Annotated in this window: 6 protein-coding genes, 2 tRNA genes and 3 pseudogenes; 6 read left to right on the forward strand and 5 right to left on the reverse strand. The window is 35.9% G+C overall.

Annotation, left to right across the window (positions count from 1 at the left end; translation table 11 throughout):
- The first annotated feature begins 96 nt into the window (after positions 1-96).
- From dapB to ABD917_RS06745, 5 genes and pseudogenes are all read left to right on the forward strand, one after another.
- Positions 97-909, forward strand: a complete 813-nt coding sequence (gene dapB / locus ABD917_RS06725; protein WP_345119334.1) for a 4-hydroxy-tetrahydrodipicolinate reductase — start codon at positions 97-99, stop codon at positions 907-909.
- 28 nt (positions 910-937) lie between these two features.
- Positions 938-1558: a 2,3-bisphosphoglycerate-dependent phosphoglycerate mutase gene (locus ABD917_RS06730; protein ID WP_345119335.1), complete on the forward strand. Its 621-nt coding sequence runs from the start codon at positions 938-940 to the stop codon at positions 1556-1558.
- Between the two features lie 476 nt (positions 1559-2034).
- Positions 2035-2295, forward strand: coding sequence for a hypothetical protein (locus ABD917_RS06735; RefSeq protein WP_345119336.1), 261 nt, complete (start codon positions 2035-2037; stop codon positions 2293-2295).
- Positions 2296-2307: 12 nt separating this feature from the next.
- Positions 2308-2392 (forward strand) — tRNA-Leu (locus tag ABD917_RS06740).
- 955 nt (positions 2393-3347) lie between these two features.
- A pseudogene (locus ABD917_RS06745) lies at positions 3348-4255 on the forward strand (MFS transporter); the annotation flags it as partial.
- 718 nt (positions 4256-4973) lie between these two features.
- Here the strand turns inward: ABD917_RS06745 and ABD917_RS06750 are convergent.
- The gene (locus ABD917_RS06750) at positions 4974-6185 is read right to left on the reverse strand and encodes a porin (protein ID WP_345119337.1); all 1212 of its coding nucleotides are present in this window, start codon (positions 6183-6185) and stop codon (positions 4974-4976) included.
- 309 nt (positions 6186-6494) lie between these two features.
- Between ABD917_RS06750 and ABD917_RS06755 the strand changes: the two genes are divergently transcribed.
- Positions 6495-6585, forward strand: a tRNA-Ser gene (locus tag ABD917_RS06755).
- Between the two features lie 878 nt (positions 6586-7463).
- On the opposite strand, the gene ABD917_RS06760 is transcribed toward ABD917_RS06755, so the two are convergent.
- The 4 genes and pseudogenes from ABD917_RS06760 to ABD917_RS06775 all read right to left on the reverse strand — a co-directional run bounded on the left by ABD917_RS06760 (position 7464) and on the right by ABD917_RS06775 (position 13618).
- On the reverse strand, positions 7464-8363 hold the full coding sequence (locus tag ABD917_RS06760) for an N-acetylmuramoyl-L-alanine amidase (protein ID WP_345119338.1): 900 nt from the start codon (positions 8361-8363) through the stop codon (positions 7464-7466).
- Positions 8364-9336: 973 nt separating this feature from the next.
- A pseudogene (locus ABD917_RS06765) lies at positions 9337-11405 on the reverse strand (isocitrate/isopropylmalate family dehydrogenase).
- On the reverse strand, positions 11402-12133 hold the full coding sequence (locus ABD917_RS06770) for an alpha/beta hydrolase family protein (protein WP_345119339.1): 732 nt from the start codon (positions 12131-12133) through the stop codon (positions 11402-11404). The pseudogene ABD917_RS06765 and the gene ABD917_RS06770 overlap by 4 nt, the downstream one beginning before the upstream one ends.
- A 290-nt stretch (positions 12134-12423) precedes the next feature.
- A pseudogene (locus ABD917_RS06775) lies at positions 12424-13618 on the reverse strand (multidrug effflux MFS transporter).
- Positions 13619-13881: the final 263 nt, after the last annotated feature.

The raw sequence follows: 13881 nt of genomic DNA on the forward strand, positions 1-13881 counted from the left end.
AAACCTAATTTCTCCCTAGAAAGAAAAAGAACCATTGGAAAGAGAATAAGAATTTGCCTATACTACAAAAGGTAAAGTGTTATTAAGGAGAAAAAGATGCGCCTTACAGTTGTTGGTGCCAATGGAAGAATGGGGCGCGAGCTCATTGCCGCTATCCAGCGTAGGCAAGATGTAGAACTGTGTGCTGTGCTTGTGCGTAAAGGATCACCTTTCGTAAACAAAGATGCGAGTATATTGATTGGTTCTAATGCTCTTGGTATCCGCATCACTGATGATCCTGAAAGCGCCTTTTCTAATACAGAGGGTATTTTAGATTTTTCTCAGCCACAAGCCAGCGTTCTTTACGCCAACTATGCTGCCCAACAAGGCCTTGTGCATATTATCGGTACAACGGGATTTAACAAAGCCGAAGAAGCAGAAATTGTAAACTTTTCAAAAGATACAACTATTGTCAAATCAGGAAATATGAGCCTTGGCGTCAATCTGTTAGCAAACTTTGTAAAAAAAGCAGCCAAAGCATTAGAAGCGGATGATTTTGACATTGAAATTTATGAGATGCATCACGCCAACAAAGTTGACGCTCCTTCTGGAACAGCTCTTCTTCTTGGTCAAGCAGCAGCCGAAGGTCGCAATGTTGTGCTCAAAAATGTGAGTGTGAGTGGACGAAGCGGTCATACAGGTAAACGTGAAAAAGGCACTATCGGCTTTGCCAGTTTGCGAGGTGGGACAGTTGTTGGCGACCATAGTGTCACTTTTGCTGGCTCAAATGAGCGTATTGTTCTCTCACATGCAGCGCAAGAACGCTCTATTTTTGCTAATGGAGCATTAAAAGCAGCATTATGGGCAAAGAACCACAAAAATGGTCTTTATTCAATGCTTGATGTTTTAGGATTGAATGATGAATTATAAGCAATCAATGTAACACAGGAAATTTATAATGGGACGCACACTCGTACTCATCCGTCATGGACAAAGTGAATGGAATCTCAAAAATCTTTTTACCGGTTGGAAAGACCCTGATTTAACGGAAAAAGGCTGTACGGAAGCAATAGCAGCAGGAAAAAAACTCAAAGAAGCTGGTTTAAAATTTGATATTGCTTATACATCGGATCTACAGCGTGCACAAAAAACAGCGCGCTACATCTTAGAACAGATGGAGCAAGCAGATTTAGAACTCATAAAAAGCCCTGCATTGAATGAACGTAATTATGGTGATCTTGCTGGCTTAAATAAAGATGAAGTACGCCAACAATGGGGAGAAGAACAAGTACAAATGTGGCGTCGCTCCTATACGATTGCCCCCCCAAATGGAGAAAGTCTACGCGATACTGGAGCTCGCATCTGGCCCTATTATCTTCACCATATCCAACCTCATATTTTGCGTTCTCAAACTGTTTTGGTAGCCGCACACGGCAATTCTCTTCGTGCTCTTATAATGGCTCTTGAAGGTTTAAGCAGTGAAGAGATTATCTCCCAAGAATTAGCAACCGGCATTCCTATCATTTATACATTAAATTCTGACTCAACAATCGCCTCAAAGACAATCATCACCCCTTAAATTCTTAAAATCGTAATGATCAGAAGAAGTTTAGCCCAATAATTCTAAACGGAAGAATAAATTCTTTGACTTTTCCCTCACCCTAAAAGACAAAGCTTTCTGCTCCCTATTAGCCTTTCATCAAATTGAATTTTCTTAGTAGATTCCATTTCTGAACACTTATGGGAGACTTTAAAGGCTCTACACATAAATTCGTTCCTAAACATTTCCTTTAACTTTCTCTTTTGCACATTTGATAAATACAATAGAAAATGAAAATTAGACATCAACAACATTATAACTTTATAAAATGCAACATGTTGATTTATAATAATAATATAGAATTATTCATATTGAATGAGAAACCCGAATATCCCAAGATTCTCTCATTCCAAACTTCTTCCCAATGCTAAATTAATCAAAATCATTCGCTTGTATGTGACAAGCGATATTGACGTGTAGATAAAAAATTCAAGAAAGGAGTAAAAATACTCCTCATGAACTATCTCAAAGCAAGAACAGTAGCAACATTGGGAATTAGCAAAGAGTATGATGGGCCCATAAGCATAGATGATAGTGCTCCATGGTTTTACCGTTATACTATTCACAGACGCCGTCATAAAATGAGCTTCAGAGAGTTGAGAAATGTCACTTTAAAATACGCCAATGAATACATAAACGTGCTTTCCCCTATAGTGAAAAACAATCTTTATGGTACTTTAGAAAATTTTATTGACAGAACTGCCTCACAAGCTTAGACGAGTTTTATAGCCCAGATGGCGGAATTGGTAGACGCGCAGGTTTCAGGTACCTGTGCCGCAAGGCGTGGAGGTTCGAGTCCTCTTTTGGGCACCATTCTCTTTTCATCACGATATCAATAGTTGATTTTACGGATACTTTTAGACGTGAGAGAAGTGTAAAAAATAAAAGAATATAGCTTCCCAACTTACTTCTATAATCTATTTTAGATTGCGTTTTTTTAGATATTTTTTAGTTATCCTAAACATTCAAGCTCTTTGCATTGTATAAAAAATCTCAACCTTTGAAACTTTCTCCTTACCACATCACAATCACGAAAGATTAACACAAATGAGCCTCGAACATCTTTGCAAAGATATGCAGTTTTATAACATCACAAAAACAACCTACCCAACAACATCGGTTGTTGATCAATAGTTTTTTCTTCTCAAGCAATAAAAAACTACTCTTCAAAATTTATCTTGCAATAAGATGCGCTAAAACACCTTAAATTTGCCAAGCATACCACTGAAACTTCATGACAAAATTCTTTCCTTCCTTCCCCCCTTATTTCTTAAGGCAACAAAATATAACTTGCTCGATTGCAAAAAACAATGATATTAAACAAAAAAACATACATAACTTCAATAAAGTAACGTATTATTATAATATAAAAACCAATTAAAAATAAAATATTATAAAATAGTAAACATAGCTATTACAAAATAATAATATATTATAATTATATGAAATAAAATTAATTATTTACAACAAAAAAATGTATTTATTTTGTAAAAGAATAAATACAATTAGATTAATACTCTTTAAAAATAATATCTCTTCTAAATTGACAATAAAGAATAATAAAAATTAAAAAGAAAAAACATCGACTGCATAGTTTTAAAATGATAGGGATATCTCTTTCCATCGGTATTCGTTTCAAAAAAAACGGCTTTGATAAATAAGAAGGATATCAATGAAACCACAATATATGTGGAGGAATACCTGTTTTCTTTTCCATAACGATAATGCGATTTTCTGTTACTAGCTCAAAATATTTTTTGACCAAAAAGACGGATGGATTTATCATTCACTAGGCAACAAATAAGATTGCTTTTCGCATTATGCCCATCTCTATCACCAAGAAAATTCTTTTGGGAGCATTATCAGCGGTATGATAGGAATTGGAACAATATACTATTCTGGGCAATATTTCATGAGATATATCATTTCATGCTTCATGATGAGCATCATTTTTTTGATCTTCCTTTTTATTCCTGAAGAAAAAAAGACAACAATCCTGCAAAATGCCAAAGAAACACTGTGGATTTTCTAAAATACCATTGAAGGAGCATGGTTTATTTTTCTCATGTGCCTTTTCAGTACTGGCATTCAGATTATTTATCATTTCTGTCAATCGATAATACTTTAAACAAGCAAAATCAACTACCTTAACAGTGCACAGATGCTCACACTGATATTCTGCCATGTAGGGGCTTCTTCACAGCGCAATATTTTTCAAACTTACTGATGTCTAAATATCATGTCTTAGAGAACAAATACAGAAATTCTGTAAAATATTTTTTATTCTTCTCTGCCCTGATGTGCAGGGCACTTTATTTTTTAGCTCATAGCAAGCAAATCGCTTTAGAAATCATCGCATTTTCGTTAATCCATGGATTTATTTGCACCGTATCAATCGGTGCAAAGAGCCTATTTTTTTCAGAGCTTAACCAAAAACAAACAGGACATATTTCCGGCATTATCAGCGCTGTATCTTTCAGTGGAAGAATATTTTCAATCACGGTGCTGAGCATCATCTCTTGTCTCCCTGCAAAAATTTCACCGTCTTATTATCTAATATTACCAACCATCGCCTTTTTCATCTGTGGTTTGATCGTCATGAGATGGATGACACATTCCCGCAAAGCGCTACACGCAAAATATCATATAATATCTTCCAAAAATGATATTGCTTAATATGAACAACATATTGATTTATAATCCATTATCTTAAATAGAGTCTCTCATAGCGTAAAATTCTTTTCATTCAAATCTGTTTATATGGAATCATACCCCCTTCCCTTCTGCTCATCCTAAATAGGATGAATATAAGGACAAAAGGCCTTTGGGAAAGTAATAATAACGCCGCTTATGAATCATCTTAGGTATCAAAAACTGTCATAACATGAGTGGCTAGCAACTAGTCTAATGAAGCAAGTTTGCTTCTTTATAAATTGCAAAGATGGTGGTACACTACAGGTTTATCATTATACCATTCATGAATAGCGCAGTGAAATGAATCTAAATGCTTTGAGAAATATTTTTGAAAATAAATACGTAAATTGATGATATCATGGCATTTTGTTTTACCTGAAAGGTGTAAGCCTATTCATTAAATATAAAAGTACTGAAGAATTTTCTTAAAAATCCCAGCTTTATAACAACCGATGAAAGGTAAGAATTTTATCCTAAAAGGGCAAAGAGAAGATCATTTGAATGAGATGTACAAGATTTTGAGAGTCCTTATTGCACTTGATAATGTATATGTTTGGAATATTTTTATAGAAGTAAACAGCTTTTTTGAGAAATAGTGGTAAAAATATCTTCATAGAGTATTATAATTATCACAACTCACTTAAAAAAATAAAAACTGGCAATGTATATCGCCAGTTTTTAAAAGCATAGTTCAATAGGATTAGAATGAACGCTGTAAGCGAAGCATACCTTGGAAAGCATTTTTTCCATTCAAGGCATGGGTATAATTCTTATCTTTATTTACGCCTTTCAAAGTACGATCATCATTCCAAGAAACGTAAGTAAGTTCAGGTGTAATTACAAAGCCTGGAACGAGCGTATAGGCAATATTGACAGAAGTTGCAAAGGTTTTTACAGCGCTATAAGAAACTTGAGCATTTAAATTCGCTTTTGGAGTGAGTTTATAAGTTGCACCAGCCCAAGCAGCCCAATTTCCTCCCCAGTTTGCGTAAATCGTTGTATTTTGCCGCGTTAACACACTATCTGTACCTTCTTCTACAGTATAGTAATCAACGTTGTTTTTATAGCCAGCCATTGCCCATAGATTAAAACGATCATTGACATTGAAATCTACACGGACCTTACCAGCCCACTTTTTGTAGTAAGAATCATAAGCAGCAACGGCTGAAAAACCACCCCATTTTTGCATAAACTTCATACCTAAAACCAGATTAGGAGCGTAATTCTTTATGCCTTTGCTTGGCGGAAGGTCATCGTTAGGAACAAGGGCAACTTTGTCATTTTTATCGATGTAGTAGTATGTATCATCATCTGATTTGAAGGAAGCATTGCCTAATTCAGCCCCAATAATGGCAGAAAAACCACCATCACCACTAAAAGTGTAAGAAATAAAATTGGTACGTGTATCACCCGCTGGCGCTATACTGTCATCATTGATAACATTTCCATAACCACCAGTCCAGCTGCTAAAAATTGTATCATCAAGACCTACGCGGAAACCGCCAAGTTCAATATAGGCAGCTGTAAGCTTAGCACCATCCCTGTTTGCACCATTCTTCCAGTTTGAGGCAATGCGCGCATATGAACGAAGTGTTCCCATTTCTGTTTCAGAAGCAGTCTGAAAAACAAGGGTTAATTGTGATGTTGCACTATAGGTTTTTCTTTTGGTAGCTAATTCAGCATTTGTTGTTGCATTAATATTATCACCGCCGAGAAAATCAGCACGAACATTTCCTGACAAACGCATGCAGGTCTCTGTTCCTGGGATATAAAAATATCCTTTACCATATGCATCGCAAACGCGAACATATTCTACAGGCTCTGGTTCTGCAACGACTGTTGAAGCAGCATGCGCTCCAGAAACTGCTAAAAAAGCTGCTGCAGAGCTTAAAAAAATGGATTTAATATTCATAATGAATCTCCAATGAAACGTAGTTTAATCTTCGTAGGGAATGTTATTTTCTCGACTTATACAAAGACAGAGTAAAATACGCGATACTTATAATTCATTAGCTATACTAATCTTTTTTCAATATACAAATATGAAATTAACTTTTTGAAGGATCTTGATGTACTATTCACGACAATGTGGTAAAAAAAGCACATATGCATTTTGTTAACGCCTTATCTGATGTCATCAATAAAAGAAAAATTTTAGATATTTTTGAAAAAAATCGAAAATGTCTTGAACTTTCGGTTGATACCATTTATGCACTTCCTTGGAGAGGTGGCCGAGTGGTCGAAGGCGCTCCCCTGCTAAGGGAGTAGGGCTCAAAAGGCTCTCGAGAGTTCGAATCTCTTCCTCTCCGCCACAACACTTTTATCACGCTATAACTTATTGATTTTTGATATCTTTTTTTAGGGTACGGGATGCTAGAATAAAAGTGAGGGAATAGGATTTTCTTCTTCTCCGCTATTTTCAGTAAAAGTAATAGGTTGTAATAAAATTTGGAAATTTTGTTTTTTTGATTCTTTTTATTTTTCCGGCTATTCAAAATTTTTTATATCTTCATAAATTGCTTTTTTTGCTCACGGTTTTTTATCGGTTGTTTTGAGATAGGGTGATGCCATTTTATCTTCAGTCGAGCAAAAAAATGCTTTCATTGGCAAAACTGTAACATCTAAATGAGCTGCATGCATTGCAGCTTATTTTCTTAACTCATTTGCCGATTTTTCAATTTCTTGCTGTATGATATACTTCGTGCAAAAGATTATCTCAATTTTCTCTTACGCGTTTATGTCCCTTTTTCTGTAGATAACAGATAAGTGTTTTATTTTTTGTGATCAATTTCAAATGTTATGGCAATTCAGGAAAAAAAGAAAATATTTCTCCGGATTTGTTATGTAAAAGCAAATCGAGTGATCTTATCTCCCACATCCTTCTATTGAAGCAAACAGTGTTGCAAGAATACAAATCTTGTACAAAGAAAAACTCACTCCAAACATGCTGATCAATTTCAAGGTCTTAACATTAATAATATTTCTCTCTACCTTCCTCTATCCAAAGAGAAACACTACATTGTTTTTTGCTACTATACGCACTTTGTTTGAAAAGCTCGTAAATGCACTCTCACTTGCTCTCACACCACAAATGACTTCTTCCACACAACTCTAATCGGCAAAAAGCAAATAAAGAATTTTATAAAACGTCTATTATCGTAACTTTATATTTAAATAAAAATAAATTGAATCAATTTGATGGAAAATATTTATCTACCAACGCATAAATAATTGCTGCTGTTTCAATATCCAAAATTCCATCATAATTTTCCTGACGAAAATGAAATTGAAATGCTCGAATCAAATCTCTATATCCCATTTCACTAGATGCAACCGAAATATCATATCCATAACATTTTAGTTTAGCCAAAACATCTTCTTGAGGCGGCAAACTCTTATAGAACTGCTCCTGATAGCCGTCTTTTTGTTTCTCATCATACCATGCCCCTATACCAGCCAAATAAAGTTCTTTCCATGGGAACGCAGCCCCTGGATCACTCTTTCTTCCAATGGCAATATCACTGTGTCCAACAACACCCGTTGGCATAATATCTGGATATCTTTGAAGAATATTTAATGCAAGTTCCTTAACTGCATCAATTTGCCTTGGGTTATAAGGAGGAAATATAAAATTCTGACAATTGTCAACCTCTAGATTCTCTGTCTCAAGCTGCAAAGCCGTCCCATTCACACCATCGCCTTCACTCCATGAATTAACATAATTCTGCAATTCACAGTCATCTTTATATGCCTTCTCTGAAGAATCAGAATAGCCCTTCGCCAAATTCACTATTTCAATTCCAATGGAGGTATCATTAAGGTTACTACGTCCAGCCCATGAACTCATACCCGCATGCCATGCGCGTTCATTTTCATCTACCAGATTAAAGATGCGCATATCTTTAAACCCTGCCTCAATATAGCTCTGCTCTGTGGGATCTGGAACAAGATAGTGGGCACTAACATCTTCTCCTGTGAGAGCCATCACTGACTCTTTAAAATCCAGTGAAGTATAATGCATGACAAGAAAACGAACACGACGATTAAAGCTCTTGATAGAACGATAACTGTTGTAATCAATCTGATACACAGCAATTCTTCCTTTTTATCTCTTTCGCGAATAAGACTGCACGTTACAATAGAAATACTCAAAATCAGTGTTATGATGGCTTTTTCAAGACATCCCACTATCCAACTTTAAATTGGCGCATCAAAAACAGCAAAGCTCTTGCTCCATAATGAACGCGCACTTTCACATCCTCTATACAAAACGAACAAAATAACTCTCTAAACACGCACCAACCACTGATTCAAACATCTGTTCTCTAAAATGTCTGAAAAACTACTCATTAAGAAACAAATACAAGCACAGCGAAACTATTGAGCAACTATTCTCTTATGCTTTGTATAAAACAATTCCTCCTCTTACGAATGTAAGCAATACACGGACAGATATTAGCCCCCCTATTGAACCATCGCCTGATAGTGCAAAAACACTGAGAGACTCTTTTATGAAATTTTTGTGTCTATTTATGGGCAAAACCAATTAACAATACCCATTTTGGCTGAATTCTTCGCTCGCATATTTTAAAACAACATTGAGAAACTTCTTTTGTATAGTGATAAACAATCAAGCTGTTGCCTTTATCATAAAGAAGTTTTTCCTACAGTTTTCTTAAAATATATTCTCTTATCTCTCAAACAACACGCGCCAAAATTTTTTTCTAAACTGAATAAAACAATCTGCAAAAATAATTGTAATTTCATCATGCCATAAAGATCCCCTATAATTCATCTGTACAGGGGATTTTTACTCCAAATTATATAAATATTTGTTTGCAAACAAGGTAATGATAAGCTCTATAATCAGCAATTTTATGTACAATGTCTAGGCGATTATAGGAAAATTTTTACTGTAAAAACGTTTGGAATAAAATATTTCCCAAGTATTTAATATCAACGAAAATCACTTGCCAAGACAATTCTTCTAACGCATCAAAAAAACACTGTCTGTAATTCATGCAACAGCAAAATGACTTAGGAAATAGAGTCTTTATAAAGTATTATTTGCTTTTTTCTCTTTGCAAATATCTTTTTAAAACCAACCAAGTTGCATATTCCTGTAAGACAATCCCTAAAAGTGGTCGTGTATAAAGAAAAGAAACCTGATCATCCCCATAGTCTTTTATCCGTACACTCATTGTAGCATATCCAAGGCTTTCTTTTTGGTTTTCTAATATTTCTAAAGAAGGTGATAAGCTAACCTCAACCTCTAACTGCGGAATATTTTTTACACTTTTTCCTGCCTCCTGAAAATACTTTAAAAGATGAGGATCATTTGCCGACCAACAAACCTCTGTATACATTGCTAATTGTTCACGAGCAGTGGTAATTTCTGCCCCAACCAAATATGGACGAAAATGATTTTCAAATTCTTCAATTAAATGCCCTGCTAAAGGCGTAGATGACTGGCCAACCAATTGCACAAGAACATAAGGGTTTTTCCATAAAAAATGCCGTTCAAATGGCTCATTTTCAAAATGGCAATCCACCCAATGCGCAATAGTGCTTTCATCGATTCCAATCAAAGTCCATGCATATTGCGCACGCGATATAAAAGAATAGTTTTTCTCACCATGTTGTAAATAATCTTCTAAAAGGGCAAGAGCTTGTGTAGGTGGACTAGGCAACACCACAAGGGAACTTCCATCACAAGAAAGGTAAAAACTAGGGGCTGTACCAGTAGGATTATCAAGCACTTTTGCTGTCTCTGGAAACAATGCTTGACACGCATTATTGCTATCCGGCACAATTCCTAGTCTCTCTAATTGCGCTTTTATTGTTTGCCAAACATCTTCATGATGAATCAAAGGCTGTCTCACAGCTTGAGCCACCGCATCACGCGTTTTATCATCAGATGTAGGCCCTAATCCTCCACTGATAATGATAAGATCTTCTTGTCCCAAACAAGCAATTACAGTTTCGCACATTTGCTGTAATTGATCTACGCAAACAAAATGGCGTGTTACTTGAATATTCCTCTTTTCCAAGCTTTGACTTAAATCCTGCAAATTGGTATTCAAATATTGTCCTGAAAGGAGTTCATCACCAACGGTAATAACCGCTGCCCGACAAACAGAAACAGGATTTTCAAGAGAATTGAGAACAGCTTGTGCCATTTGGCGTGTAGAGGCTAAACCTCCTAAATCATAAGTAACAGTTTTTCCAGAACGAATAACCTGATCAACACTCTCAGACAATTGTCATACCGCATCCTGAAAGCCTAAATAATTCAAAAGTAAAGCCGTGGTGTAAAGCATGGCAGAAGGATTTGCTTTATTCTGTCCAGAAATATGCGGTGCACTGTCATGAACAGGTTTAAAACAAGCAACTTTGCTTCCCACCATTGCACAAGGTGCAAGCTCTAATCCACCCATCACTCCAGCAGAACAATTAGAAAGGATATCACCAAACATACTGTCAGCAACAATTACACCAAAACGCTCAGGCTTTGTTGCAATCCATAAAGAAACCGTATTCACATCGTGAATCTCTGCTTCTATTTCCGGATAATTCTGCGCGATTTTCTCAAAAATTTCTTGCGCAAATTGACCACTTTTCCCCATAATATTTGGCTTATCCGCAAAAGTAACCCTCTTACACCCATGTGCTCGTGCATAAGAAAAAGCATATTCAAATAATCGTTCTAAACCAAAGCGTGTTTGCAAATGCACCGTCCACGCCGCCTCTTTAAGACCAAATTTTTCTAAATTGAGTTGTCTTAACCATGCAGCTTCCTCAGAGGGGATTCCACGAGAATTTCGTTCTGTATAAAGACCTTCGCTATTGTCGCTGATAACACAAAAATGAAAAGGCTTTTTCGGACCGATAATGTATCTGATAGGGTGTATATTTGCAAAAAGATCCAACTTTTGGCGCAATTGAACAAGAGGGAAAACATCAGAAAGTTGACTTGCTTTTGAAGGTTCTACAAACTCTTTTAAAATGGCATTGCCAACCAATATCGCCATAAGTGAATTCGATAGGCAACTTAAATTATTCTAAGACCATCAGTGCAGCATCACAAATCCCTGGTCCCACTCCATAGCAATACAAGAACTTTCTTTTTCATAATCCATTCATCCATTGCTCAATAATTGCATTCGTCATAACAGGATTATCATCCCACAGACGCGTACCAGCATCAGGGATGACCCTATATTCATGATAAATACAATAGCTTCTCGTTTGATTGTCTATGGTTGCAAGTTGCGATTTTTCACCAATTAGCGCTAAAAACTTTCCAGTATATTTGATAATCTCATTTCTAGCATCCATCTCTAGCAAGAAATGAAATCCTCTCGTCATACGCTCAATTGCTATATCCTTTTGCGTATCAGGGATTTCCCGTGGAACTCTTTTTTTGACACCTCCAGAAGGATGCATCAAAATATTGAGTGCTTCTAGCGCTCTAGATAAATCTTGATTTTTTAAGAAATTAAGAACATATCCAAGTCTCTGTTGTAAAAGCTCATCTGGATAACCTGGTGCATTCACAGCAAGCACAGCGCGAACATTTGGCAGTCTTGCTGCCAATATTTGAACTAACATTCCAGCCATAGAAAAACCCACCAGTACTGAAGGCTCTCTAAAAGAGCTTTCAAGTTTCTCTCTAATAAAAGACAAAATTTCTACAGAAGAGTGCTTACAAATAAGAGAATTACTAGGAAAAAGAGACAGCGTATCGAGGAGAGTAATTTGGTACCCTTTTTCCGAACATAGCTTTGTAAATGAAGAACAAAAAACACCATGATCCCAAATTGGCATCACAGGAGAGAGAATGACAATACGAAGGCTCATTGATTTATTCCCCGCTATTCCCCACAACTGTTATTTTAAAAGATATCTAGAAAAAAAAATTCTCACTGCAGATAACATTAAAACACATATATATCCGAATCCTATCATGCATTCCCCCAAAACAATTATTCAGAATACGCAATTGTAACAAAATTAAACAAAACTGCGATAAATTTTAAATACGTTCAAGGAACCAGCTTCCTAAAACTTTACTATTAACCACAATAATTTCTATTCAAGTAAAATAACAGTATAATATTTACCCATAATGCTCTTTTTTCTTATCTCCCTCAATCCATTTCGGAATGCATAAAATCATGCGCTTTACAGATAAAATGATAAAACCCAGCAAACAGCAGGCAGCCAATAAAACTGCCATAGTCTATGGATTGTGCCCAGATATCTTTCCAATAACCGCAGCACTCAACGCAGCACTACCTAATTGTAAAGCTCCCATCATACCAGAAGCAGCTCCAGCAGCCTGCGGATGTGAAGAAATAGCCAATGCTGTCCCTAATGGCAATAAAAAACCATTGGCAAAAGTAAGAACAGCAATAGCAACAAAACTCGTCACCAAGGGCCATGGACTTACATACATTTGCAAAGCAAACAGCCCCCCTCCTATCGCAAAAATAATATACCCGCGCCAGACAGTTTTTTCCATAGACTCGCGCTTAAAAAACCATCGCGCTGTAAAATTTCCCCAAATATAGGGTAATGACACACCAATATAGCTATAACCAATATAGACTGGTGGCAAACCCAAAGTTGTGAGTAAAAAAGGCGACTCTACAATATAAGCAAAATAGGCCGCATAAGAAAAACACGGAATAAGTGCATGAAAACAAATTGTTTATTTCTAAGAACCCCTAAACATCCCTTCATAAATCCCACAAGAGAAAAACGATGATGTTTTTGAACGGGCAAGGTTTCTGTGAGCACAAAATAACAAAGTAAAATAGTCAAGAATATAAAAACACTTAAAAAGATAAAAGTCGCTTGCCAATGAAAAGCTTGTAACAATATCCCTCCCACTAAAGGGGCGAGTGTTGGCGACATGCCAATAAAAGGAAAAACAATTAAGTAAAGTTTTCCTGCTGCTTTTTTATCCAATAAATCATTGATAATAGCACGGCTTAAAACAATTCCGGCACATGCTCCAAGACCTTGTAAAAAACGCAAAGCAAGAAAAGCGTGAATATTAACCGTATAAATTACACTTATCGTGGTCAACAACCATAGAAACAAACCAAAGAGAAGTGTTTTTTTACGCCCCAAATTATCACTCAATGGTCCATAAATGAGCTGTCCAAGTGCCAATGCAAACAAAAAAATCGCCACAGCATTCTGAATCCGAGATTCAGTAACTTGATAATATTGGCGCATTTCTCCCAGTGCCGGAAGAAAAATATCTGTAGAAATCAGACCTCCGGTCGACAAACACACGATAAGTATAAGGAATGGTAATGTATATTTATGTTGCATGAGAGAAAAGCACATTTTGCAATTTTAAAAATAAATTATTTGTTTAAGAAGTATTTTGTTATATATCAATAAATATAATTCTCTTTTTTATCTATTAACAGAAACAATGTAAATTATTTTATTATAAATTTTACTGTTTTATTTTCTTGAAGATGTTTCTCTCGCCAATCGGCCCAATCCCCATAAACAAATTCTCGATTAGAATTTCAGCAAAATATCTTTCACCATCTCAGTAAGAGCATTGCCATCTCAAACATCATAAT

The organism is Bartonella pachyuromydis (genome assembly GCF_039543065.1).
GTDB classification, from domain to species: Bacteria; Pseudomonadota; Alphaproteobacteria; order Rhizobiales; family Rhizobiaceae; genus Bartonella; species Bartonella pachyuromydis.

Excerpts from the sequence above, each read along its gene's own strand:
- ABD917_RS06750 (WP_345119337.1), bottom strand. The coding sequence starts at position 6,185 with ATGAATATTAAATCCATTTTTTTAAGCTCTGCAGCAGCTTTTTTAGCA.
- ABD917_RS06730 (WP_345119335.1), top strand. The coding sequence starts at position 938 with ATGGGACGCACACTCGTACTCATCCGTCATGGACAAAGTGAATGGAAT.
- ABD917_RS06770 (WP_345119339.1), bottom strand. The coding sequence starts at position 12,133 with ATGAGCCTTCGTATTGTCATTCTCTCTCCTGTGATGCCAATTTGGGAT.
- ABD917_RS06735 (WP_345119336.1), top strand. The coding sequence starts at position 2,035 with ATGAACTATCTCAAAGCAAGAACAGTAGCAACATTGGGAATTAGCAAA.
- dapB (WP_345119334.1), top strand. The coding sequence starts at position 97 with ATGCGCCTTACAGTTGTTGGTGCCAATGGAAGAATGGGGCGCGAGCTC.